The organism is Nocardia nova NBRC 15556 (genome assembly GCF_001613005.1).
GTDB lineage: Bacteria > Actinomycetota > Actinomycetes > Mycobacteriales > Mycobacteriaceae > Nocardia > Nocardia nova.
In genome coordinates this window covers 41,900-66,260 of record NZ_BDBN01000046.1, presented here as the reverse complement: position 1 = coordinate 66,260, position 24,361 = coordinate 41,900, and the positions used below count along the sequence as shown (strand labels likewise).

Sequence of the window (24,361 nt, the reverse complement as noted above, 5' to 3'; positions counted from 1 at the left end):
CTGTTTCTAACACTGCGATGGAGGTCGCGGCAAGGTTTTGCGCGAATCCACATCGACCCCGGCAACGGCCGGGACATCGCCCGGCGTGCCGCGACAGACGGGGCCGGCAACCGTCGAGCATCCGAGCACGCCCGGCCGTCGGGTGCGACGACCATACCGACCGCCCGGACTTCCCCACTCCGGTTCTTCGAAATTCGCTCGCCGGGTGAGCGACCACGTCGTATTCTGGACGACTTGTGCGCGCACTCTCGGGGGTTTATTCACGTCTGTTCGGCGCCGGCTTCAGGCGCCAATGGAATTACCGGTCGGCCGTCTTCGCGGGCCTGGCCGCCAATGTCGTATTCGGCCTGATCCGCGCCGCGGTGATGATCGCGGCGGCGCGCTCCACACCGGGCTTCGGCGGCTACACCGGTGCGTCGATCGGCGCCTACGTGTGGTTGTCGCAGGCCATGCTGGGCGCCCTGCGGGTGATGGGGCCGCCGCACGATATCGCGGAGCGGGTACGCACCGGCGATGTCGCGGTCGATCTGCAACGCCCCATCGATATCCAATTCTTCTATCTGGCAACCGATCTCGGCGGTTCGGCGTGCACACTGGCACTGCGCGGCCTGCCCTCCATCGCCACGGGTCTGATCACGGCGCAACTGGTGTTGCCCGGCACCTTCGCGCCGTATCTGCTCGGCGCCGTCAGTGTCGTTGCGGCCGTGACGCTTTCACTGCTGCTGTTGTTCTCGGTGAGCCTGCTGGGATTCTGGCTGATCGAGACGCGCGGGGTCAGAATGCTCTACCAGATCCTGTCCACGTTCCTCGCCGGTCTCTACGTACCCATCCACCTGTTTCCGGCGCCGTTGGCCGCTGCCGCACAATTGACCCCGTTTCCCTGGCTGCTCCAGGGGCCGGTCGACGTGATGTCCGGTCGCGCAACGGGTTCGGCGGCCTGGGCGGTGATCGGCATGCAGGTGCTGTGGATCGTGATCGCGATCGGCATCGGCCGGGCTCTGATCGCGGCGGGCCGCCGCAAACTGGAGGTGCAGGGTGGCTGAGCTCGCACCGTACGGCAGCCGGCTCACACCCTATGTGGCCGTGCTGCGCTCGCGGATGCGCTCACAGCGCGCCTATCCGCTGTCGTTCGCCACCGACCTGTTCTCCTCCCTGCTGATCGGCGTGGTCGAATTCGCCGAAATGTGGTTGATCTACCACAACGTCACCGCCCTGGGCGGGCTGAACTCGACTCAGATGCTGCTGCTGTTCGGCCTGTCCAACCTGAGCTTCGCGCTCGCGCAGATCGCCGTCGGCCACACCGACACCCTGGCGACCTACATTCGGCTGGGCACCCTCGACGCCTTCCATCTGCGACCCCAGCCCCTGCTGCTCCAGCTGATCACCAGCGATGTGTCGCTGCGGCGGCTGTCGCGGGCCACCGTCGCGGCGGTGGTCCTGACCGCCGGCCTGATCGGCAACGATATCGAGTGGAGCCCAGCGCATATCGCGCTCGCGGTGAGCAGCGTAGTGAGCGGGATCGCCATCTTCGCCGGACTGTTCGTCTGCGCCGCGGGCCTGCAATTCCACCTGGTGGACGGCTCGGAGCTCACCAACAGCTTCACCTACGGCGGATCGTTCGCCGCCCAGCAGCCGAGTTCGGTGTTCTCCGGACCGCTGCGGGCGCTGTTCGGATTCGCGATCCCGGTGTCGTTCGTCGCCTATCTGCCCACGATCGCCCTGCTCGGCCTGCCCGGACCGCGGTGGCTGCCCGCCGAGCTCGCCTGGTTCGGACCTTTTGCGGCACTGTGGGTTTGGATAATGGCTTCGACGCTGTGGCGCATCGGGGTACGCCACTATCAGGGAGGGGGCGGATGAACACCGTCGAAGTATCGGAACTGACCAGACAATTCGTGCTCCGGCGCAGTGCGCGGGGCCGCCGCAGACGCGTGCGCGAGGTGCTGACCGCCGTGGATTCGATGAGCTTTCGCATCGAATCCGGTTCGGCGGTCGGCTATATCGGCGCCAACGGAGCCGGCAAATCCACCACGATCAAGATGCTCACCGGCATCCTGGTGCCGACCTCGGGCACGGTACGCACCTGCGGACTGGATCCGGTGCGCCGGCGGCGCGAACTGGCCGGCCGGATCGGCGTGGTGTTCGGACAGCGGTCACAGCTGTGGTGGGATCTGCCGCTGCGCGAATCGTTCACCATCCTGGCCGCGATCCATCGCCTGGAACCGGCCGCGGCCCGCCGCCGCACGGACGAACTCGTCGAACAGCTCGAGATGGCGCACACCCTCGACACCCCGGTCCGTCAGCTCTCCCTCGGTCAGCGCATGCGCGCCGAAATCGCCGCGGCGCTGCTGCATCGCCCGGAGCTACTGATTCTCGACGAGCCGACCATCGGACTGGACGTACTGTCCAAACAGCGGCTGCGGGAGTTCCTGCGCCGGGAACGGGCGGACAGCGGCACCACCCTGCTGCTCACCACCCACGATATGGGCGATATCGAGCGCCTCTGTGAACGGGTGCTGGTGGTCGACCACGGCCGTCTCGCCTACGACGGCACGCTGCCGGGACTGGCGCGCACCGTCGGCGCGCGGCGCGCCCTGGTCGTCGATCTGGCCCGGCCCAGCGCCGATCTCACCGACCTCGCGGGAGCGACACTGCTGGCGGCCGAGGCCGACGGCATGCGGCAGCGGCTGGCATTCGATCCCGAAATCACCACCGCCGCCCAGCTTCTCGCCGCCATCTCGAACCGGGTCGAGGTGCGCGACCTGTCCATCGAGGAACCCGATATCGAGGATGTGGTGCGCCGCATCTACTCCGCCGGAGACGGCACCGCCCCGGCGCCGTCGGACGCCGGGGCGGTTGCCCGGGGCGCGATCCCCAGGGACGAGGCGGAATCAGCCGCCGAACGACCCGGTGAACAGGGTGTTCAGAACGCCGCTGAGGGCGGCGCTGCCGGTGTCGAGAATGCCGTTCAGCGCGGCGCTACCGGTGTCGATGATGACCGGAATCATGCTTCTACCTCTCTCTAGGGGGCATAGGCCGTCGATGCCCTCGCCGGGCGATCGACCAGACCCACCCTGCTGGCCGGAACTTAATCGCCGCTGGCCGGTAGCTGAGAGGGACGTAAGAGCCGCTGTGTGGAGTGTCTCCGTAACGAAAACGATTGCGGTGCCGATGGCAAATCGACTCTAGCGCTTGTCGTCTGGGCGATTGCTGTCCGACGAGTACAAGCTGACCTCACCGCCCTCGCCGAGAAATGCGTTGACCAGCATGATCCGCTCGGCCTGCATGGCGTCGGCGTCCGGTGCGGCGGTGGTGATCGAAATCTGCGGAATGGCAGCCCAGTTCACGACATAGCGCTCGGGCGGACCTTCCGCGCCGGAGACGTGCGCGAGGCGAAAGACCGAGACTGTCCGACGTTCCATCAGATCTCGCACCACCTCGGCGATTCGCTCGGGATCTTCGAGAGCGAACAGGAAGCCGAAGGTCAGCTCCGGCGAAGAGACATAGGCGGGCACAAATCTTCAGGCTAGCCACCCGTGACCGGTCGCGCAGGCGCCGCGCCGCCGATGGTGGATCTTCGCGATCATGTGATCCCGGCGTGATGCGTATAACGATTGTCCGGCACCTTGGGTGTTCCGCGCGTCAACCGTTGCATGCCAAGTCAGGACACGCTTTCCTGAATATGTCCCCGCATTCGGACACGTCTTTCGCATCGTCGCGGATATCCCGGTTCGTACACCCGTGAGCAGTGCGACCGAACAGCCGGAGTCCGATTCCGCGGGACTACGCCGGAGCCGAGGGGAGCCCCTCCCGAAACCTCCTCGGCCCTGGCGTAACCAGATTCCGACCGCTGAGACGAGGGTGGGAGACGATGGCGACCGCATACGCCGGTGACAACGACGCGACCGGCGCACTTCCGTCGGTATCCGCACTACTGCGCGCATTCCGGTCCACGACGCCACCGCCCGGCGACCATCCGGTGCTGGAGGCGGCCCGGCAGCTGGTCCACTGCCACGAACTACGCCGGCACGCCTACCGGGAGGCGCAGGCGCCGAAGGCGTCGAGCGCGCGCGTGGCCGGCGCCAGCCGCCTGGTCGACCACATCGATCGCGAACGCACCCGGCTGGTCGAATGCATCGACGTCTGGGTGGCCGACAACATCGCGCACCGCGAGGGCGCCTCGCTGCATACCGAAACCCTCGGTGCGGTCATCGACCGGATGGCCGGAAAATGGGTCGCCGCCCATCATGCGCTCGGACTGCCCGCCTCGAACCATCCGACGGACGAACTCCCCGCCTCCACACCGGACGGCGAGGCACACCTGCACTGGGTGCGCCTCGCCGAACTGGCCGACGGCTACAAGGATCTGATCACCGATATCGCCGAACACCGGCGTCGGCTGCCGGTGTTCTGACTCCGCTCAGTGCTTCGGATCGACGATTTCCACATCGGCATCGATGATGGGCTGGGCCGCATTCACATTCGGCGCCGAGTCGGGCTCGTCGATCAACACATCCGGTTCGTCGCGACCGGTGTTCACCCCGGCCGCCGCCTCCCGATCACGGTGCGCCGCGGCCGCGGCCTCCCGCATTTCGATGGCGTCGGTGATCCAATCACCGATTTCGCGCGTCACTTCCGAGACCGTGCCGGTAATGATCGTTGCGATATTGCCGACGTGTCGTGCCCCGGAGGATGTCAGCTCCTGGATCAGATCCTTGTTGCTCTCGAATTTTCCGATCATCTACCCGCCCACCTCGCTCGGCTCGACCTGCCGCTCTCGCATCACGATAACACCAGGCTGCGAGCCTTTCCCGACGATGGCCGGGGGAAGGGCGAGCGTGCAGATCTTGAGCCAGACCGAGCCGACCTGTTTGCTGAGCCGGCCGGTGTTGTAGGGCAGGCCGTACTTCTCGCACAGTGCGCGCACCTCGGGTGCGATCTCCGGATAGCGGTTGGCCGGCAGGTCCGGGAACAGGTGGTGTTCGATCTGGTGGGACAGGTTGCCCGACAGGATGTGGAACAGTTTGCTGCCACTGATGTTGGCCGAGCCGAGCATCTGCCGCACGTACCACTCGCCGCGCGTCTCGTTCTCGGTCTCCTCTTCGGTGAACGTCTGTACGCCCGACGGGAAGTGTCCGCAGAAGATGATCGAGTACGCCCAGACGTTGCGCACCAGGTTGGCGGTCACGTTGCCGGCCAGGGTGGAGACGAACAGCGGGCCGCTCAGCAGCGGGAAGACGATGTAGTCCTTGAGCACCTGCCGGCCCGCCTTGCGGATCTGCCCCTTGGCCAGGCGCTTGATATCCGACCACTTCCGCTTGCCCTTGACGATGTTGTCGGCCTCGAGGTCGTGCAGCATCACGCCCCACTCGAACAACAGCATCAGCGCCAGCGCGTACACCGGGTTGCCCAGGTAGTACGGGTTCCACTGCTGGCCCTCATCGATGCGCAGCACGCCGTAGCCGATGTCGCGGTCACGACCGTGGATGTTGGTGTAGGTGTGGTGCATGTAGTTGTGCGAATGCTTCCACTGATCGGCCGGGCACACCGTATCCCATTCGAACACACGGGAATTGAGGCCGGGTTCGCGCATCCAGTCCCACTGGCCGTGCATGACGTTGTGGCCGATCTCCATATTGTCCAGAATCTTGGACAGGCTCAGCGCCGCCACTCCGGCCAGCCAGAACGGCGGCAGGAAGCCCAGGTACATCAGGCCGCGCCCGGCGATCTCGAACCCGCGCTGCGCCTTGATGATCGAGTAGATGTATTCGCGATCGCGCTCCCCCAGATCAGCGGTGATGCGGTCGCGCAGCGCGTCCAGCTCGCGGCCGATCTCGGCGACCTGTTCCGGCGACAGGACCAGCGGTCCGTTCTCGGTTTCGGTGAGTATGGTCATGACGGTTCTCCCCTTTCAGATTTCGATGTCGACGTCGCCGACCGCGGCGCTGATGCACAGCTGGATCGGCTGGTCGGGATCGCTGTCCACTTCGCCACTGCGCAGATTGCGGGTGCAGCCGGATCGCTTGACCGCCGTGCAGGAGAAGCAGATACCCATCCGGCACCCGAACTCCGGCGTCAATCCGGCCGACTCGGCCTGTTCGAGCAGGCTCGCACCGGTGTTCTCCGACTGCTTGCCGCTCACCGAGAAGGTGGTGACGCCCTCGACGTCGGTGGTGTCGGCCGGCGCGGCGGTGAGGACGAATTCCTCACTGTGCAGCCGGTCGTCGAGGCCCTCGGCCTGATAGATGCGGCGCACGGACTCCATCAGCGGCGGCGGGCCGCAGACGTAGGTCTGAGCGGTCGCGAAGAACGGCGCGATGCGCGACAGTTCGTCGTAGTCGAGGAACTTCGCGCCGGGCACGGTCGCGCAGCTCCACGGTGCGCCGTCCAGCCGCTCGGACCGGGCCAGTTCCGGATAACCCAGCACGATGTCGACGTTGTCGTGGCGGCGGGCGATATCGGCGAGCAGGTCCCGGTGCGGCACCTCCTGGGGGGAGCGGGCGTAGTGCAGGAACACCACGTCACCGCGGTACCCCTCGGCCACCAGGGTGGACAGCATCGACAGCACCGGCGTGATGCCGCTGCCTCCGCTGATCAGCACCACCTTGTCCGGTCGCCGCTCCGGCAGCCGGAACACACCGGACGCGGGCGCCAGGTCCACGACCATGCCCCGCTTCGCGTGCCGGTGCAGATACTGCGACACCAGCCCCTCCGGATGCGCCTTCACGGTCAGCGTGAGGGTGCGGCGCGGGCCGGCCTCGGCATCGATCGGCGAATAGCAGCGGGTGTGTTTCACTCCGTCGATCAGCACGCCCACCTGCACGAACTGACCGGCCTCGTGCCCGGCCCACTGCCGCGTCGGACGGAGTGTGAGGGTCACCGAACCGGGCACCGACCGATCCACGCCGATGATCTCGGCCCGCATATCGCGCAGCGTCAGTGTCGGTCGCACCAACTCCAGATACCGGTCGAGCGGGTGCGGCGAGGTCAGTGTCTGGACCAGATCGAGCAGTCCCACCATGCGGTTCTCCCCAGCCTTCGTCTGTTGATCATGTGCACCTCTTTCGGTGCACATCTGTACACTGAACTAGTGTGCCTGGCGGTATCGCAATAGTTCAACCTGCATCTGATGTGACCGATGCAACATCTCCATGAATGGACCAATCGTGAACGGATGTATGCTCAGCGAGATGAGCGAGCAGGCCGAAACCCGAGTCGAGCGCAAGGAGCGCACGCGGCGAGCACTGCTGGACGGCACGCTGGCCCTGGCTGCCGAGCGCGGATTCGCGGCGCTGAGCCTGCGTGAGATCGCCCGCTCGGCCGGGATCGTGCCCACCGCCTTCTATCGCCACTTCGATTCCCTCGACGAGTTGGGAACCGCCCTGGTCGACGAGGGCGTGCGACAGCTACGCCTGGCGCTGCGGCACTTGCGCCGCACCCCGGACGCACGCCTGGCCGAAACGGTGCGATTCGTCTTCGCTCAGATCGCCGGCCGCGAGGACCTCTACGGCTTCCTCATCCGCGAACGCCACGGAGGCGCACCGGCGCTACGCTCCGCGATAGCCTCCGAAATGCAGTTGATCACAAGGGAATTGGTGGTCGACATGTCGCGGATTCCGGCGCTGGACGCATGGCCGACCGATGATCTGGAACTGGCTGCCGACCTGATCGTCTCCACCGTCGCCGACCACATCGCCGACTTCGTCGCCGTCCCCTTGCGCGACCGCCCGCAACTCGTCGATCGCACCGTCGGCCAAGTGCGGATGATTGCCCTGGGCATGGCCGCCTGGAAACCGCATACCGCCTGAGCGCCCCTCGGACAGAAGGACGCCCCGCGGACCTCGCGGTCGTGCGAGGCGCCCTTCCCGTATCCGAGATAGTGCAGAGCACCGCGGGTGATGATACAGAAAACTGCACGTCCTCACAGGATTCTCGCAGTTCCGGCTCCCCTGGCCGGGAATATGCACCACGTTGCATAGTACAGCGGGTATCGGTTAACCTCACCGCATGGCCCTCGAACACGCACTGCTGGTATCGCTGAGCGAGCGGGCCGGTTCGGGGTACGAACTGGCGCGCCGATTCGACAAATCGATCGGATTCTTCTGGAGCGCAACGCATCAGCAGATCTACCGGGTACTCAAGCGCATGGAGGAACGCGGCTGGGTCACCGGCGAGGCGATCGCTCAGGACGGGCGGCCCGACAAGAAGGTCTACACCGTCAGCGCCGCCGGAGATGCCGAACTGGCGCGCTGGATTGCGGAGCCGACCGACGATATCGGCCCGCTGCGCAGCGAATTGGGCGTGAAGATCCGCGCCGCCGCCCACGGCGATCCGGACGCGTTGCGCGCCGAGGTCGAACGTCATCGCGATCACCACGCCCAGCGGCTGGAGCTGTACCGCCTCATCGAGAAGAAGGACTTCCCCGCCCCGGACCGGCTCACCGGCACCGCCCTGTACCAGTACCTGGTGCTGCGCGGCGGTATCCGGGTCGAGGTCGGCTTCGTCGAATGGTGCGACGAGGTACTGGCCGGTCTGCGGGGTGTGTCGCGCTCGTCGTCGCCTGATCCGGAAGCCTCAGCCCCGCAACCGGATTCCGTTTCCGAAAGGTAATCCCATGACCGCGAATTCCGATTCGCCGCATTCGTATCCGCATCTGTTCGAGCCGCTCGACCTGGGCCACACCACCCTGCGCAACCGGGTGGTCATGGGTTCGATGCACACCGGCCTGGAAGATCGCGCCTGGGATACCAACCGGCTGGCCGCCTATTTCGCCGAGCGCGCCCGCGGCGGCGTGGGCCTGATCATCACCGGCGGCTACGCCCCCAACCGCGAGGGCTGGCTGCTGCCATTGGGCGCCAAACTCACCAACAAGACCGAGGCCTACCGGCATCGCGCGATCACCAGGGCCGTGCACGCCGAGGGCGGCAAGATCGCCCTGCAGATTCTGCACGCCGGGCGCTATGCCTATGTGCCGTTCAGTGTTTCGGCTTCCTCGATCAAGGCGCCGATCAACCCGTTCCGCCCTCGCAAACTCTCCGACAAGGGTGTCGAGCGCACCATCGAGGACTACGTGCGGTGTGCGCGGCTGGCGAAGTTCGCCGGATACGACGGTGTCGAGATCATGGGTGGCGAGGGATATCTGATCAACCAGTTCCTCGCGCCGCGCACCAACAAGCGCACCGATCGCTGGGGCGGGTCGGCGGAGAACCGGCGGCGGTTTCCGTTGGAGATCGTGCGCCGGATCCGGGCCGCCGTCGGCGCGGACTTCGTCATCGTGTTCCGGTTGTCGATGGCGGAATTCGTCGAACACGGCCAGACCGAACCCGAGATCCTGGCGCTGGCAACCGAATTGGAGACCGCGGGCGTCAGCATCATCAACACCGACATCGGCTGGCACGAGGCACGGGTGCCCACGATCGTCACCTCGGTGCCGCGCGCGGCCTTCGTCGAATTCACCGCGAAAATCACCGCGCGCGTGAACATTCCGGTCTGCGCCTCGAACCGGATCAACATGCCCGAGACCGCGGAGGAGATCCTCACCCGTGGCGACGCCGATCTGGTGTCGCTGGCCCGGCCGCTGCTGGCCGATCCGGAGTGGGCCGCCAAGGCCCGCGCCGCCCGCGACGACGAGATCAACACCTGTATCGCCTGCAACCAGGCCTGCCTGGACCACGCCTTCGTCCACAAGACCGTGTCCTGCCTGCTGAATCCGCGGGCCGGCCACGAAACCGAACTGCGCCTGCTGCCCACCCGGCGGATGCAGCGCATCGCGGTCGTGGGCGCGGGACCGGCGGGATTGTCGGCGGCGGTGAACCTCGCCGAACGCGGCCACAAGGTGGATCTGTTCGAAGCCGACGACAAGATCGGCGGACAGTTCGATATCGCGCGGCGGATTCCGGGCAAGGAGGAATTCAACGAGACGATCCGGTACTTCACCCGCAAGCTGGAACTCGCCGGGGTGCGGGTATTCCTGAACCGCCGGGTGAGCGCCGGTGAGTTGATCGAAGGCCGCTACGACCACGTGGTGCTCGCCACCGGCGTGCGCCCGCGTATCCCGAATATTCCGGGTATCGACCATCCGAAGGTGCTCACCTACGCCGAACTCGTGCGCGAGGAGAAGCCGGTCGGTAAGAAGGTCGCGGTGATCGGGGCGGGCGGAATCGGTTACGACGTCAGCGAATTCCTCACCGTCGAGGGGCATCCGGCGCTGAAGCTCGACGAATGGAAGCAGGAGTGGGGTGTCACCGCCGACGATCCGGAGGCTCCGGGACAGCTGACCGTCGCGCGTCCCTCGCCCGCGCCCCGCGATGTCGTACTGCTGCAACGGAAGTCGACTCCGTTCGGCAAGAGCCTGGGCAAGACCACCGGCTGGGTGCATCGTGCGGCGGTGAAGGCGAAGGGTGTCGAGCAGATCGGCGGCGTCAACTACGAACGCATCGACGACCGCGGGTTGCACATCAGTTTCGGTGACAAGCGGAATCGGCCCACCGTCATCGAATGTGACAACGTGATCCTGTGTGCCGGACAGGAATCGGTGCGCGATCTGGTCGATCCGCTGCGGCAGGCGGGGGTGCGCATCCATCTGATCGGCGGCGCCGATGTGGCAGCCGAACTCGATGCCAAGCGGGCCATCGATCAGGGCACCCGCCTGGCGGCGGCGCTGTAATGGCGATTCTCACCCGGCTGGGACTGCCCGGCGACGAGAAGTCGTGGGCCGCATTGGGTTTCGCGGTCGAGGGCGGGATGATGCGGATCGGGCGGATCTCCTGCACGCTCGGCGTCGGCACCGGCTGGGGATTCGAGGGGATCGAGTCCGACGCGGCGACACTGGGTGTGCCGGAGCTGCTGCACGACGTCGAGACCGAGACGGCCCATCCCAACGGGGTGACCTTCGTCGACCACGTCGTCTACTGGGTACCGGATCTGGACGAATCCGTGACCGCGCTGAACGCCGTGCTGGGGATCGGCCCGCGACGGCGCTTCCACCCGCGTGGTCCGGACGGCCCCGAAATGGCGTTCTATCGCGTCGGCGAGGCGTTCCTGGAGGTCGTCGCCGCCCCGACGAAGCGGCCCGCGCTGGTCGGCGTCGCCTTCGGCACTCCGGATCTCGATGCCACGGTGGCGGCGGTGCGTGCGGCCGGTGGCCCGGTCGGGGATCCGAAGCCGGCGGTGCAGGGTGGACGGATCGCCGGGGTCTGGCACGGGCATATCGACTGGGGGATCGCCTTCCTCGAGCCCAAGCCCCGCGGCGAGGGGAAGTCCGGCGCCGCGGATGAGGGCACCCGGTAGGCTCGGCGACCGTGAGCTTGCCTGCACCCACCGCCGACAATCGTGCCGTCGTCACCGGAGCGTCCTCCGGGATCGGAACCGCTCTGGCCGAGGAGCTCGCCAAACGCGGCTATTCGGTCATCCTGGTCGCCCGGCGCGGCGACCTGCTCGCCGAGCTGGCACAGCGGCTGACCGACACCTACGGGGTGACCGCCGAGGTTCGCGCGGTGGACCTGTCCGATCGCGAACAGCGCGCACCGCTGGTGGCCGAGCTGGCCGGCCGGGAGATCGCCATCCTGTGCAACAACGCCGGTGTCGCCACCTTCGGCGCCGTCGCCGACCTGGACGCCGACGTCGAGCGCTCGGTGATGGAACTGAACGCGGTCGCGGTCCACGATCTGACCCTGGCGGTGCTGCCCGGCATGCTCGCCCGCGGCGGCGGCATCCTCATCACCGGTTCGGCGGCCGGGAACATGGCCATCCCCAACAACGCCACCTATGCCGCGACCAAGGCCTTCACCAACACCTTCTCCGAATCGCTGCGCGGCGAGCTGACCGGCAGTGGCGTGCATGTCACGCTGCTGGCGCCGGGCCCGGTGCGCACCGACAATCCCGACCAGGAAGAGGTCGGCAGCAAGATCCCGGACTTCATCTGGGTATCGGCCGCCTACACCGCGAAAATCTCCATCGACGCCCTGGCGCGCAACAAGATGCGCGTCGTTCCCGGCCTGATCAGCAAGGGTATGAGCGTCGCCGGCCAGTACGCGCCGCGGGCGCTCACCGCGCCCATCGTCGGCTCGTTCTACAAGAAGCTGGCCGGCTGATCCGCAGGGTGTCAGGGCGGCGTCAAGATCGCGGCGCCGCTGGTCAAGACGGCGTATCGAGACGGTTCCGGCACCATTGCGCGGCGTAGTCCTGAGAGTGACCCCCGCAGTCGAGGAGGAAAGCGGGGAACCACAGGAGACACGCCGTGACGTTGCTCGAGATGTTCCCGTCCTTACGTTCGGGGATGGCATCCCCGCGATTGGACACCACCGTGTGGCCGTACCGGACGCACTACGACGAACTGGGCCGCATCACCGTCGACGGGGTCGCCCTCGACGATGTCGCCGACCGCTACGGCACACCGACCTATGTGATCGGTGACAGCGAGATCCGCACCCGCTGCCGGTCGTACCGCAAACACTTCCCCGATGCCGAAATCGTCTACGCCGCAAAGGCTCTGCTGACTCGGACGATCGCGGCGCTGGTGGCCGAGGAAGGTCTCGGCATCGATGTGTGCTCGGCCGGCGAGCTGGCGATCGCCCTGTCGGCCGGGGTGGACCCGCGTCGGATCATCCTGCACGGCAGCGGGAAACCGTTCGCCGAACTGGAATACGCGGTCGGCGCCGGCGTGGGGCGGATCGTGATCGACTCGCTCACCGAGGTGAGTCTGCTGGGCACGGTGGTCACACGGCCGCAGCAGGTTCTGCTGCGCCTGACACCCGATATCGACGTGCACGGACATCCGGCCGTCCGCACGGGGGTCAGCGATCAGAAATTCGGCTTCGGCCCGCACGACGAGACCACCGAGGAGGCGATCCGGACGATCATCGACCATCCCCTGCTCGATCTGCGCGGTTTCCACTGCCACCTCGGCTCGCAGATCCACAACCCCGACCATTACGGGGAAGCGGTGCGACGGCTCGTCGCGCGGATGGCCGAGGTCCGGCACGACTACGGCGTCGTGCTGACCCAGCTCGATCTGGGCGGCGGGCATGCGGTGGCCTATCGCACGGGCGACGCGGAACTGAATCTCTCGGAGCTGGCCGACATCATCGACGACGCCCTGGACGCGGCGTGCGCGCGAAACCGCTTCCCCCGCCCGGTGATCGCGATGGAACCGGGCCGCGGCATCGTCGCTCGCGCCGGCGTGACGATCTATCGCGTCACCGCGATCAAGCATGTGCCGGGCGGACGAACGTTCGTGATCGTGGACGGCGGAATGAACGACAATCCGCGGGTCGCCCTCTACGGGGCGCGCTACGACGCGGTGGTGGCGAACCGGCATCCCACCGGACCGACCATCACCGCCACCGTGGCCGGACGCTACTGCGAAGCCGGTGACGTCCTCGCCGCCGATATCCGGTTACCCGCGGATCTGCACGTCGGTGAGTTGCTGGCGATTCCGTGCACCGGCGCCTACCACCACAGCCTGGCCTCGGCCTACAACGGCGTCGGGCGGCCGCCGATCGTCGCGCTCCGTCACGGCCGGATGCGAGAGCTGGTGCGCCGCGAGACCGTGGCGGATCTGCTGCTGCGCGATCTCGGTTGAGTGGCACCTCCGCGCGCGGGCCGGTGACGCCTGCCCGGCGTCAGGGAGCGCTCAACGTTTGCGGGTGCCGAAAAGGCTGCGGCTGATCTCGCGGCCCGCGGCCGAGGCCGCCGAACGCAGGAAACTCTTCACCGCCGGATTACTCATGATCCGTTCCGCCGCCGAGACGTCCGGCTCCGGTGCACGCCCGCCGGAGCCCTGCGGCATCGCCTGCGGTTCCGGTTCGGCCGCAACCACTTTCGCGGCCAGCATTTCGTAGGCCGATTCCCGGTCCACGGTCCGGCCGTACTTCTCGAACAGCGGGCTCGACTGTGCGCGCGAACGGATCCCGTCCTCGCCGATGGTGTTCATCAGCGACCGCGGCGGGCGCAGCCGGGTCCAGGCCACGGGCGTCGGCGCGCCCTGTTCGGACAGCACCGTCACGATCGCCTCACCGATCCCCAGCGTGGTGAGGGCGTTCTCGAGGTCGTAGGCCGCGGTCTTCGGATAGGTGCGCACCGTCTTCGACAACGCCTTCTGGTCGTCGGGGGTGAACGCGCGCAGCGCGTGCTGGATCCGCGCACCCAGTTGCGACAGCACCGCATTGGGCACGTCGGTGGGCAACTGCGTGCAGAAGAACACGCCGACCCCCTTGGAGCGGATCAGTTTCACCGTCTGCTCGACCTGTTCCAGGAACGCCTTGGACGCGTCGGCGAACAGCAGATGCGCTTCGTCGAAGATGAAGACCAGCTCGGGTTTGTCGACATCGCCGACCTCGGGCAGGGTCTGGAACAGATCGGCCAGCACCCACATCAGGAAGGTGGAGAACAGCACCGGCCGCGCCGCCTGCGATCCGAGTTCGAACAGCGTGATCACGCCCTGGCCGCCGGCGGTCCGCAACAGATCGGCGGGGTCGAGTTCGGGCTCACCGAAGAAGGTGTCGCCGCCGTCGGCCTCCAAATTCACCAGCGCACGCAGGATCACCCCGGCCGTCGCGCCCGACACCCCGCCGATCCCCTTCAGATCCTCCTTCCCCTCCGGACTGGTCAGGTGCTGGATCACCGAACGCAGATCCTTCAGATCCAGCAGCGCCAGCCCCCGGGTGTCGGCCCAGTGGAAGATCAGGCCGAGGGTGGATTCCTGAGTGTCGTTGAGCCCCAGCACTTTACTGAGTAGCACCGGGCCGAACGAGGTGATGGTCGCGCGGATCGGGACGCCGATTCCCTCGGTGCCGAGGGAGACGAATTCGATCGGGAATCCGTGCGGCGCCCAGTCGGTATCGCCGGTCTGGGCGGCACGGGCGGCGAGCTTGTCGTTCGATTCGCCCTGCTGCGCCAGCCCCGACAGATCGCCCTTCACATCGGCGAGCACCACCGGCACACCCGCCGCGGACAGCTGTTCGGCGATGCCCTGCAGGGTCTTGGTCTTCCCGGTTCCGGTGGCGCCGGCGACGAGACCGTGACGGTTCAGCGTTCGCATCGGAATCCGGACCCGCGCGGCCGGATCGACCTCCCCGCCGACGACTACCGCACCCAGTTCCAGCGCGGCACCCTCGAAGTCGTAACCCGCCGCGATCTGCTGGGCGGCCGAATCCGCCTCGGCGGCAGCCATTTTCGGCTCCGGCACCTGCTCCGCGGCGGCTTCGGCCTCGGCCGCCTCCGCCGCGGCCGCCGCCTCGGCCGCGACCCGGGCCGCTTCCTGGGCCGCCTTGCGCGCCGCCGCCGCCTTCGCCGCCTTGTCCTCGGAACTGGTCATCGCCGATCCTCCGTCGCCCTGCCCACCGCTGCCGACACCACTGGAATCACGCATATACCTGGGCAAACTGTAGCGGGAGGTTTGCCGGAAAGCGGCCGCAACGGGCCGGACGGCACGCATCCGGTGCGGTCGGTCCGATTCGCACCGTCCGCGCACTAAGGTTGCCGGAGTGTCCGACAAACTGATGGTGTGGATGGATTGCGAGATGACCGGCCTGCGCCTGGACAGCGACAAGCTGATCGAGGTGGCCGCGCTCGTAACCGATAGCGATCTCAATATCCTCGGCGACGGCGTCGACATCGTCATCCACGCCGACGACGACGCGTTGGCGGCGATGCCGCCGGTGGTGCAGGAGATGCACGCCAAATCCGGCCTGACCGACGAGGTGCGACGGTCCACGGTCACCATGGAGGAGGCGCAACAGCGGGTTCTCGACTACGTGCGCGAGTGGGTTCCCACCCCCGGCACCGTGCCGCTCGCCGGCAATTCCATCGCCACCGACCGCGGCTTCATCGCCCGGGACATGCCCGAACTCGACGCCCACCTGCACTACCGGATGATCGACGTGAGCTCGATCAAGGAGCTGTGCCGGCGCTGGTATCCGCGCATCTACTTCGGTCAGCCGGAGAAGGGCCTGGCCCACCGCGCCCTCGCCGATATCGAGGAGTCCATCCGGGAGCTCCGGTATTACCGCCGGACCGCGTTCGTTGCCGCTCCCGGCCCCTCGACCGCCGAGATCGCCGAGATCGCCGCGCAGGTCAGCGCCGGTTCCACCGGTTCCGAGCCCCCCACCGAACCCGCCGATTAGGTTTCCCGACGGTCTTCGCGCTACCATCTACCGCGCCGGTTGTTACCGGCGATGGTGACCGTAGTTCAGTTGGTAGAGCACCAGGTTGTGATCCTGGCTGTCGCGGGTTCGAGTCCCGTCGGTCACCCTGCAAGGGGCAGGTCCGGAAGAGATTCCGGACCTGCCCCTTCGTCATGAGTCGAGTCGTCGACTTTCCGTCCGGTCCGCCCGACCCGATCGCGATGCGCGGACGTGGTGCGCGTCACGGTTACCGTTCAGTCCATCCGGTTGCCGACCGACCCTGGTCGAGCGCGCACCGGTCGGACGGCTCATTCGATCAGTGTGGTGGGCCGGCAGGTGCGATCGTCTTCCGGGAAGTCCCCGTCCCGGAAGTAGCCGTTGGTCGTGTCGAGAATGCAGGTGCTCAAACCCGGACGCAGCACCATGTGGATCCTGGTGTCGGCCAACGTGATCAAGCGAGATCCCGCCATCTGCCGATGCAGTGCCAGTGAGTGCGCATGGGGCGTCCGGTTGTCGCCCGTGGCGGACAGGATCAGGGCGGGCACATCGTTGTCGACCACGGTGGGCGGTTCCACCGGCGGTGGCCAGAAGGCACAGGGCTGGATGTTGTCAGCCAGTGCGGCGAAGATCGGCTGGGTCGGGCGAGCCGCCTCGATCGCATTCCAGTACCACGCGGGATCGGCGGGCATCGGTGCGTCCGCACACCAGATCTGCACCATCACCGAATCTTCGTCGTGCTCGTAGTACTCGATCTGCTGGTGCAGCTGCGCGGGCACCGCGGGCGCGCGGCCCTCCGCCGCGTCGGCAACGGCTCGCACCGATGCCGCCAGCGCCTCGTTCAATCGCGCATCCCGCAACATCGTCCACAGCAGATTCGGCAGGACATGATCGTCGAAGCCGAAGCCCTCGACCACGATCGGCGACCGCGCCGCACGAGCGATGAGAGCCTCGACTCGCCGGCGTATCTCGGGAGCGGAAGCGCCGAGGTGGTACTGCCGATCGCGAGCCGCCACCCAGCCGGCCCAGTCGTCGAAGGCCGCTTCCACCGCCGGCCCCCAATCCTGTTGTAAGCCGAGCCAGTAGCGCTGCGGATCGATGGCACTGTCGAGCACCATGCGGTCGGATCGGCCGGGGAACAACTGCGAGTAGACCGCGCCCAGATACGTGCCATAAGAGACGCCGTAATAGCTGATGCGGTCCTCGCCCAGTGCCGCACGGATCACGTCCATGTCGCGCGCGGTGTTGCGCGTGCTGAGCTGCCGCATCCAGGCCAGGTCACCGCCCACCAGACAGTCGGCGGCGAGCCGTGCCTGCAGGGCCGTTTCGGTGACGAAGCCCGGTAATCCGATACCTGCCGAGCGGATCGGGGTGGCGACCGGCCAGCCGCATCGCTGGTGCCGCCCGGAGTGGGCGACGCCACGCGGATCGAATCCGATCAGGTCGTAGCGACTCAGCACATCCGGTTCGAGAACATCACCGACGAGTTCGAACGCATCGAGCCCCGGCGTACCGGGTCCGCCCGAATTGGTCAGCAGCACACCGCGACGGTGTGCTGTATCGCTCGCCGGGATCCGCGAGACCGCGATACTGATGATCGGCCCGTCCGGACTGCCGTAATCGAGTGGCACCGCGACATCCGCGCAGACCGCACCCTCTGCTACCAGGGCCGCATCGTCGCATACACCCCAGTCGAGACGTTGCCGATGAAAGCGCGCCAGCGGGTCTGCGGGTTCGGCGACCGCGATACCGGAAGCGGAGGCCATCGTCACCGCGAGTACGGCAACGATCACCGACGCGACAGCCCCGCCGACCTCTCGCAGCCGACCACGAGAACGACGACCCCCAGGGGTCGTGACCGCGTACCGCTCTCCACCACCCATGAGGACCTGACCCTTCAGCAAGCCGAGACCGAATCACACGGGAGCCACCGCCAACCACGCAGCGGAGCGGCGATCGCCCCGGAAGAGCCACGAACACAGGCGATTTCGGGGAGCCGCAGTGTTGTGCGCCTCGGCCCCGGATTTCGCGGGAGTGGATTGGCGGAAGCCAGTGTAGCGTCCGATCACCGCGTGGAGCCCGAACGACGAGCGGGCCTTCCGGATATCCGGAAGGCCCGCTCGTCTCGCCGTCGTCAGCGGTTGGTGTCGGCGTTGCCCGCCTTCCATTCCGCCCACGGGATATTCCAGTCGCCGAGTCCGTCGACGCCGGACAGGGTGTCACCGACGGTGTTCTTGACGATCGCGATATCGCCGCGTTTGGCGTTCTCGTACACCCAGCGGGCATCGGCCGGGCTCAGGTTGAGGCAGCCGTGGCTGGTGTTCGAATAGCCCTGCTGACCGACCGACCACGGCGCCGAATGCATGAAGATGCCGCTGTAGGACATGCGCGTCGCCCAGTCGACCGGGGTCCGATATCCGTTGGGGCCGGTGGCGGCGACACCGTAGGTGGACGAATCCATGATCATGTGGTCGAACTGGTCGCCGATGATGTAGATGCCGTTCTGGGTGGGCGTGGAATCCTTGCCCATCGAGGTCGGCATGGTTCGTATCACCTGGCCGTTGCGTTCGACGGTGACCATCTTGGTGTTGTCGTCGGCGGTGAAGACCATCGGATCGCCGATGGTGAAGCTGGAATGGATATCGGAGTCACCGACCAGCCCGCCACCCAGATCGCGGCCGTAGGTGTTCACGTCAACCGCGACACTGGTTCCCGGGGCCCAGAAATGCTCGGGGCGCCAACGCACTTCGCGATTGTTCACCCAATAGAACGCGCCTTCCACCGCCGGTGTCGTGGTGATCTTGATCGCATCCTGCGCGGCGCGTCGATCCGGGATGTTCTCGTCGAACTGGATCGCGACCGGCTGACCGATTCCGACCACCGCGTTCTCACCGGGCAGCAACCACGGATGCGTCTTGTTGCGCGGTGCGAGAGTGGTGAAACTGATTGTCGTCGAGGTGGTGCCGCCGATTCCGACCGCATCGGCCTGCAGGCGATACGTGCGGTCGAAGCCGAGCTGTTCGGTCAGTTGCCACGAGGTCCCGTCGGGGGCGATCTGCCCCGCCACCGGATTGCCCTCGGGTGTGAGCAACGTGACAGCGGTCAATTTCCCGTTGTCCACCTTCACCGGAATCGGATCGCCCGGCGGCACCCCGACCGCCCCGTCGGCGACCGGCGTCAGCACCTTCGGTTTGACCAGGTCGATGGCCGAAGCCGCCTCGATCGCCGGTCCGTTGTTCGCGGCCCCGGAATCACTGCATCCGGTCACCGCGAGCGCGAGCATCGACATCACGCCCAACCACGCCGCCGGCGCTCTCATTCGCCGCGAGCCTCGACGTCCGCCCATGTGCAACCCCGTTTCATGCCTCGTACGCAACCGGGAAAACCGGCCACGCTGCTCAACCCACCACGCATGCGGGGATCGGTCGAGACCACGCCCACCTATTCTGCCAGGTGGAAGGGTCGCAACCGGTTGAACACGACGCGCCGGCCCCGCACACTCTCGTCCGATTCATCCCTTCCGGCCCGCCAACCGTTACCGCATTCACCCAAGATCACGATGCCTTCTCGAATAGCCTTTGAACAGGCGATTTCACTTTCCGCGCACCCAACTGTTATGGTTTTTCCCGCACCGGAACGGAGCCCACAGCCCGATCCGGAGGTCCAAGCGCCATTAGCTCAATTGGCAGAGCAGCTGACTCTTAATCAGCGGGTTCGGGGTTCGAGTCCCTGATGGCGCACTTCACGAAGACCCCTGACCAGGATTGCCGGTCAGGGGTCTTCTGCGTTCCGGTCCGGACGATCCGCGAATTCCAGTCGGTCACAACGGGATTCCACACGCTGTTGCACCCGCGCTGCGGCCCCGAGACGCCGGGCTCGATCAGCCGATCGGTGGTGCCAGATATTCCAGCGCGTAACCGGAGCCGGCGGGGGTTACGCGGGCGATGCCGGGTGAGTCGAGGTGGGCGCCGGCGACGAAATGACGTGGCCGGGTCAGTTGTTCGAGGAGGGCCGCCCGCGCAGCGCGGGCCTGGGACTGGTTGCCGTCGAGCTCCCAGGAGACCTTCGGCCGATCGAACTGGAGGGCCGGGACGTGGACCGTGTCACCCCAGACGAGAAGGTGGGCGGTGCCACTGCTGACGTCGTAGACGGTGTGACCGGGGGTGTGACCCGGTGTCGGGATCGCGGTGACCCAATCGTTGATCGCGATTTTCTCCGACACGGGGACGACCCGGTCCCGGATCGGCGCCAGCCGACCCGTGAACACCGACGTGTCGCCCGCGCCGATCCACACACGTTCGAGTTCGGCGAACGCCTCCGTGCCGTCCGGCGCGATCAGACCGCTCACGTGGTCTTCGTGGTTGTGGGTGATGGCCACATCGGTGACCTGCGCCCGGTCGATTCCCGCCTCGTCGAGCGCGTCGTAGATCAACCCCATGGTGGGGTCGTGCCACGCATCGGACGCGCCGGTGTCGACGAGAACCGACCGCGTGCCGTCGGTGACGAAGAAGGCGTTGACCGCCAGCCTCACATTGTCGCCGACCAGCGGCACGGCGGCCGGCAGCTCCTCGAGCGGGCACCCGTTCTCGTCGCGGAGCCGGCTCGTCGGCATGTCGATGTATCCGTCTCGCAGCGAAATCACTTGCAGATCACCGAATTCGAACGTGGCATGGAGCCTGCCACTCGAAACCACACGCATAAGACCTCCGTCGTGTCACGCGGATCGCGTAAATCTTCGATAGAAGACGTATTCTTCTATCGAAGAAACATACACTGTGCACGGCGAGATACCCATCGATCGAGGAGCACGGTGGTCGAGCAAGAGGCAAACGTGACCGGACCACACCGCGATGACGACCCTGCCGGCGTGTTCGGCGGCAATGTGCGGCGACGCCGCGAGGAGGCGGGGCTGACGCTGGAGCAGTTGTCGACACAGTCGTCGGTCAGCCGGGCGATGCTGTCCAAGGTCGAACGCGGTGAGAAGAGCCCGACGATCGGCGTCGCCTCCAGAATCGCCCACGCGCTCGACGCGTCGCTCTCGGACCTGGTCGGCGGGTCGGCCGCTGCCGCATCCGGCGGGGCCGTCGTCCTGCGCAAGAGCGATCGCCCGGTTTTCCGCGACCCGGAAACCGGCTTCGAACGACACATGGTGTCCGCGGCTCCGGGCGCGGGAACAGGCGAGATGATCGTCCACTACCTCCCCGCACAGGTCTCCACCGGGCTGCTGCCCGCGTATCCGCCGGGTACCGAGAAGCAACTCGTGGTGCTCGACGGCGCCCTCACCGTGTTGATCGGCGGGATCAGCGAAACCCTGAACACGGGCGACTCCCTGTTCTTCCAGGCAGACGCGGACCACGGCTTCGCCAACCGGACGAACGCTCCCTGCGAATACATCATGGTCATCTCGCGCAGAACCTGATCGGCCGCCGATCCTCCCACCACCGAGAAGGCAGCGTCCGGCCTGTCGCGCAGGGTGGAGGACAATCGTCTCTCCCGGTTCGGCCGACGAGAGGACACCGATATGGACCGGTGGCGGCGGGAGGCCCTGCGGTCGGCCAACAGCGGACTGCGTAACCAGGTCGAGCGGTTGCTCGATTCCTACGAGCAACAGCACTCCCGGCTCGCGGAGATCAATCAGCGGCTGGAAAACGTTCGGGTGCAAGCCGATTCCGCCGACAGCTCGGTCACAGCGACCGTCGACGCCGGTGGCGTTCTCACCGATCTGTCGCTGTCGGCCGCCGCGCTGCGCAAGCCGGCGGCGGAACTCGTCCGCACCATCGTGGAGGCGACACAGGAGGCCGCCCGCCGGGCTCGCAGGCAGAGCGAGGCCGCCGCGGCGTCGGTCGCGTCCGACCTGGACGACCAACCCGACCTCCCCGACATCCTGGATGAGTCGCCGATGCTCCGGGACATCCGCGAATTCTTCCGGGGAACCGACACGTCGGCGGGCGGGACTTCGCCGTAGCCGAGTCCTGCAGACCACGGAACCGGTGACCGGCTCACAAGTGCGCTGGGCCGATCATGCCGACTATCGACCGGAGTGGATCCTCTGGTTCGGCTCGGCGGGGACGTGGCTAGGCTCGTGGGCAATTCGCTCGCGATCGGGAACCGATATGGCCGACTACGCACATACCGACCACGCCAGTAAGGGCCGCGCCGAGAAGGCGCGACGGCTCGCGGCCTATCTGTGGCAGCGCGGAATCTCCGGCGCCGAACTCGCGACGATCCCGGCAGCCACGCGCCGCAAACTCGCGCGGGCCGCCGATACCAATCCGCCCAGCACCGACGAAACGTGGGCGCTGGTCGCGCGGCTGCTCGACGAGAAGGACGGGTGGGTCGCCCGCAACCCGAATCATCCTGCCGCACAACGTGATCACACGGACGAGAAGATCCTGTGGATCAAGCCGCCGGTGACGCCCTGGCTCGCCGACGACGGAAAACCGGCCCCCTGAACCACCGGTCCGACGCGCTCGCACGCCGCAACCCCTACTTCCTCCCTCGATCGCAACCGGCGGCACCCTTGACAGCAAGAAGTGAACTGGAGTTCACTTCTTGGGTGACCGACGACGCGCACCACTCCGGCACCCGGCCCGCGGCCTGGCGCGAGGACCTGACCAGCGGCGAGGACTCGCTGTTCGCCGACCGACCCGAACCGGAGCAGGGCCCGGCCTACCGCACCCTCACCTACGAGGTGACCGGCCGGATCGCACGCATCACCTTCGACCGGCCCGAGCACGGCAATGCCATCACCGCCGATACTCCGATCGAACTCGCGCACGCGGTCGAGCGCGCGGATCTGGATCCGCGCGTGCACGTGATGGTGGTTTCCGGGCGCGGCAAGGGGTTCTGCGGCGGCTACGACCTCTCGATCTTCGCGGAGAACGGCCTGTCTCCCACCGTGTCGGCCCAGCCCACGACCGGAACCGTTCTCGACCCGGTGGTGCAGGCGCGCAACCACAACCCTTGGGGCACATGGGATCCCATGGTCGACTATCAGATGATGAGCCGGTTCAACCGCGGCTTCTCCAGCCTGCTGCACGCGAACAAGCCGACGGTCGCCAAACTGCACGGATTCGCCGTCGCCGGCGGGACCGACATCGCCCTGTTCTGCGATCAGATCATCTGCGCCGACGACACCAAGATCGGCTACCCACCCACACGCGTGTGGGGCATTCCGGCGGCCGGTATGTGGGCGCACCGGCTCGGCGACCAGCGCGCCAAGCGGCTGCTGTTCACCGGCGACTGCCTCAGCGGCAAGCAGGCCGAGGAGTGGGGCCTGGCCGTGGAGTCCTGTCCGGCGGACGAGCTCGACGAACGCACCGAGCAACTGCTGGAACGGATTTCGCGCATGCCGATCAATCAGCTGATCATGGCGAAATTGGCACTCAACAGCTCACTGCTGGCCCAGGGCGTCGCGAATTCGGGAATGGTGAGCACCGTCTTCGACGGCGTCTCCCGGCACACGCGCGAAGGCTATGCGTTCCAATTGCGCTCGGCCACAGTCGGCTTCCGGGAAGCGGTGCGTGAACGCGACGAACCGTTCGGCGACTGGAAGCGGGCGCAATTCGACCGGTCGGATGGCGTCGAAGACAGGTGAATCCGCGGCCTAGACGAAACAACCCGAGCATCGAACCGGCCGCGACGACTTCGGAGCCTCGGTATCGGAAACTCGCACGACCGTCCGCTGTGCGTCTCAATCCGCTTGCGCAATGTCACCGATCGCCGGCGGCATATCCGATTCGCTCTCGGCACGCGCGCTCACCTTGTCCGCCAGCGATTGCAACGCCCGCGCCTCCGCGTCGGTCAGCTGGTCGACGAACAGCCGCCGCACCAATTCGACATGCCGGGGCGCGGCCTTTTCGAGCGCCCGGCGACCGGAGTCGGTGAGACAGATCAGCCGGCCGCGCGCATCGTCGGCGGCCGGACTTCGCACCACCAGCCCACGCTTGTCCATCCGCGCCAGATGCTTCGACAGCCGGCTCTTGTCCCAGCAGATCTGCGCGGCGAGGTCGCGGGCACGCACACTCCCCTCGCGCGCGTCGGACAGTGCCACCAGAATTTCGTAGTCGGAGACCGACAGCCCGTCGCTCGCGAGTCCGGCGGCCATCGCGGCGTCGAGGCGCTGACGCAGCCGGATGTACGCGGACCAGGTCCGTTGCTCCTGTTCGTCCAGCCACCGCACCATGGGAATGATCCTACCCAGTAATTGGTTGACATGGACACCAACCGGCCTAGGAGGACAC

Annotated in this window: 24 protein-coding genes and 2 tRNA genes; 17 read left to right on the top strand and 9 right to left on the bottom strand. The window is 66.9% G+C overall.

Annotated features, from left to right (window positions below):
- The first annotated feature begins 236 nt into the window (after nt 1–236).
- Genes NN2_RS19350 through NN2_RS19340 form a run of 3 tightly spaced genes read left to right on the top strand, consistent with a single transcriptional unit; the run spans nt 237 to nt 3,023 of the window.
- The gene (locus NN2_RS19350) at nt 237–1,043 is read left to right on the top strand and encodes an ABC transporter permease (protein ID WP_063015360.1); all 807 of its coding nucleotides are present in this window, start codon (nt 237–239) and stop codon (nt 1,041–1,043) included.
- Nucleotides 1,036–1,857, top strand: a complete 822-nt coding sequence (locus tag NN2_RS19345) for an ABC transporter permease (protein ID WP_063015359.1) — start codon at nt 1,036–1,038, stop codon at nt 1,855–1,857. Before NN2_RS19350 ends, NN2_RS19345 begins: the two co-directional genes overlap by 8 nt.
- The gene (locus NN2_RS19340) at nt 1,854–3,023 is read left to right on the top strand and encodes an ABC transporter ATP-binding protein (protein WP_245658773.1); all 1,170 of its coding nucleotides are present in this window, start codon (nt 1,854–1,856) and stop codon (nt 3,021–3,023) included. The genes NN2_RS19345 and NN2_RS19340 overlap by 4 nt, the downstream gene beginning before the upstream one ends.
- A gap of 159 nt (nt 3,024–3,182) precedes the next feature.
- Here the strand turns inward: NN2_RS19340 and NN2_RS19335 are convergent, their stop codons facing one another.
- Entirely contained in the window at nt 3,183–3,512 is a 330-nt protein-coding gene (locus NN2_RS19335) for a hypothetical protein (RefSeq protein WP_063015358.1), read from the bottom strand.
- A gap of 356 nt (nt 3,513–3,868) precedes the next feature.
- On the opposite strand from NN2_RS19335, the gene NN2_RS19330 reads away from it, so the two are divergent.
- On the top strand, nt 3,869–4,411 hold the full coding sequence (locus NN2_RS19330; RefSeq protein WP_063015357.1) for a DUF4254 domain-containing protein: 543 nt from the start codon (nt 3,869–3,871) through the stop codon (nt 4,409–4,411).
- A gap of 6 nt (nt 4,412–4,417) precedes the next feature.
- Here NN2_RS19330 and NN2_RS19325 read toward each other — a convergent pair whose 3' ends face one another.
- From NN2_RS19325 to NN2_RS19315, 3 genes are read right to left on the bottom strand one after another with little or no spacing between them, the layout of a single operon-like run.
- A complete protein-coding gene (locus NN2_RS19325; protein ID WP_063015356.1) occupies nt 4,418–4,738 on the bottom strand; it encodes a hypothetical protein in 321 nt (106 codons plus the stop codon).
- Entirely contained in the window at nt 4,739–5,893 is a 1,155-nt protein-coding gene (locus tag NN2_RS19320; RefSeq protein WP_063015355.1) for a fatty acid desaturase family protein, read from the bottom strand.
- 15 nt (nt 5,894–5,908) lie between these two features.
- Nucleotides 5,909–7,018 (bottom strand): ferredoxin reductase, encoded by a 1,110-nt coding sequence (locus NN2_RS19315; protein WP_082857104.1) that lies wholly within the window; start codon nt 7,016–7,018, stop codon nt 5,909–5,911.
- Nucleotides 7,019–7,187: 169 nt separating this feature from the next.
- Between NN2_RS19315 and NN2_RS19310 the strand changes: the two genes are divergently transcribed.
- The 6 genes from NN2_RS19310 (at nt 7,188) to lysA (ending at nt 13,579) form a co-directional block, all read left to right on the top strand.
- The gene (locus tag NN2_RS19310) at nt 7,188–7,805 is read left to right on the top strand and encodes a TetR family transcriptional regulator (protein ID WP_036525890.1); all 618 of its coding nucleotides are present in this window, start codon (nt 7,188–7,190) and stop codon (nt 7,803–7,805) included.
- Nucleotides 7,806–8,004: 199 nt separating this feature from the next.
- Entirely contained in the window at nt 8,005–8,607 is a 603-nt protein-coding gene (locus NN2_RS19305) for a PadR family transcriptional regulator (protein WP_030517834.1), read from the top strand.
- A 4-nt stretch (nt 8,608–8,611) separates the two neighbouring features.
- Nucleotides 8,612–10,663: an NADPH-dependent 2,4-dienoyl-CoA reductase gene (locus tag NN2_RS19300; RefSeq protein WP_063015352.1), complete on the top strand. Its 2,052-nt coding sequence runs from the start codon at nt 8,612–8,614 to the stop codon at nt 10,661–10,663.
- Complete coding sequence (locus NN2_RS19295) at nt 10,663–11,286, top strand: VOC family protein (protein WP_063015351.1); 624 nt, start codon at nt 10,663–10,665, stop codon at nt 11,284–11,286. The genes NN2_RS19300 and NN2_RS19295 overlap by 1 nt, the downstream gene beginning before the upstream one ends.
- Before the next feature lie 11 nt (nt 11,287–11,297).
- Complete coding sequence (cmrA, locus tag NN2_RS19290) at nt 11,298–12,089, top strand: mycolate reductase (protein ID WP_063015350.1); 792 nt, start codon at nt 11,298–11,300, stop codon at nt 12,087–12,089.
- Nucleotides 12,090–12,235: 146 nt separating this feature from the next.
- Nucleotides 12,236–13,579 (top strand): diaminopimelate decarboxylase, encoded by a 1,344-nt coding sequence (lysA, locus tag NN2_RS19285; RefSeq protein ID WP_063015349.1) that lies wholly within the window; start codon nt 12,236–12,238, stop codon nt 13,577–13,579.
- A gap of 51 nt (nt 13,580–13,630) precedes the next feature.
- Here the strand turns inward: lysA and NN2_RS19280 are convergent, their stop codons facing one another.
- Entirely contained in the window at nt 13,631–15,313 is a 1,683-nt protein-coding gene (locus tag NN2_RS19280) for a helicase HerA-like domain-containing protein (RefSeq protein WP_082857103.1), read from the bottom strand.
- Between the two features lie 169 nt (nt 15,314–15,482).
- On the opposite strand from NN2_RS19280, the gene orn reads away from it, so the two are divergent.
- Both orn and NN2_RS19270 read left to right on the top strand, forming a co-directional pair.
- On the top strand, nt 15,483–16,121 hold the full coding sequence (gene orn / locus NN2_RS19275; RefSeq protein WP_063015347.1) for an oligoribonuclease: 639 nt from the start codon (nt 15,483–15,485) through the stop codon (nt 16,119–16,121).
- A 54-nt stretch (nt 16,122–16,175) separates the two neighbouring features.
- Nucleotides 16,176–16,248, top strand: a tRNA-His gene (locus NN2_RS19270).
- A gap of 181 nt (nt 16,249–16,429) precedes the next feature.
- Here the strand turns inward: NN2_RS19270 and NN2_RS19265 are convergent.
- A complete protein-coding gene (locus NN2_RS19265; RefSeq protein WP_063015372.1) occupies nt 16,430–17,884 on the bottom strand; it encodes an alpha/beta fold hydrolase in 1,455 nt (484 codons plus the stop codon).
- A gap of 368 nt (nt 17,885–18,252) precedes the next feature.
- Nucleotides 18,253–19,437: a L,D-transpeptidase gene (locus NN2_RS19260; RefSeq protein ID WP_063015346.1), complete on the bottom strand. Its 1,185-nt coding sequence runs from the start codon at nt 19,435–19,437 to the stop codon at nt 18,253–18,255.
- Between the two features lie 348 nt (nt 19,438–19,785).
- Here NN2_RS19260 and NN2_RS19255 point away from each other — a divergent pair.
- A tRNA-Lys gene (locus NN2_RS19255) sits at nt 19,786–19,858 on the top strand.
- A gap of 140 nt (nt 19,859–19,998) precedes the next feature.
- Here NN2_RS19255 and NN2_RS19250 read toward each other — a convergent pair.
- Nucleotides 19,999–20,817, bottom strand: a complete 819-nt coding sequence (locus tag NN2_RS19250; RefSeq protein WP_063015345.1) for an MBL fold metallo-hydrolase — start codon at nt 20,815–20,817, stop codon at nt 19,999–20,001.
- Between the two features lie 132 nt (nt 20,818–20,949).
- On the opposite strand from NN2_RS19250, the gene NN2_RS19245 reads away from it, so the two are divergent.
- The 4 genes from NN2_RS19245 (at nt 20,950) to NN2_RS19230 (ending at nt 23,715) form a co-directional block, all read left to right on the top strand.
- Nucleotides 20,950–21,537, top strand: a complete 588-nt coding sequence (locus NN2_RS19245; RefSeq protein ID WP_197516542.1) for a helix-turn-helix domain-containing protein — start codon at nt 20,950–20,952, stop codon at nt 21,535–21,537.
- Between the two features lie 102 nt (nt 21,538–21,639).
- Nucleotides 21,640–22,083: a YbaB/EbfC family nucleoid-associated protein gene (locus NN2_RS19240; RefSeq protein ID WP_156511374.1), complete on the top strand. Its 444-nt coding sequence runs from the start codon at nt 21,640–21,642 to the stop codon at nt 22,081–22,083.
- A 148-nt stretch (nt 22,084–22,231) separates the two neighbouring features.
- On the top strand, nt 22,232–22,570 hold the full coding sequence (locus tag NN2_RS19235) for a hypothetical protein (RefSeq protein WP_063015371.1): 339 nt from the start codon (nt 22,232–22,234) through the stop codon (nt 22,568–22,570).
- A 104-nt stretch (nt 22,571–22,674) separates the two neighbouring features.
- The gene (locus NN2_RS19230; RefSeq protein WP_063015342.1) at nt 22,675–23,715 is read left to right on the top strand and encodes a crotonase/enoyl-CoA hydratase family protein; all 1,041 of its coding nucleotides are present in this window, start codon (nt 22,675–22,677) and stop codon (nt 23,713–23,715) included.
- A 96-nt stretch (nt 23,716–23,811) separates the two neighbouring features.
- Here the strand turns inward: NN2_RS19230 and NN2_RS19225 are convergent, their stop codons facing one another.
- Nucleotides 23,812–24,303 carry a MarR family winged helix-turn-helix transcriptional regulator gene (locus tag NN2_RS19225; protein ID WP_063015341.1) on the bottom strand — a complete coding sequence of 164 codons (492 nt, stop codon included), beginning with the start codon at nt 24,301–24,303 and terminating at the stop codon, nt 23,812–23,814.
- Nucleotides 24,304–24,361 lie beyond the last annotated feature (58 nt).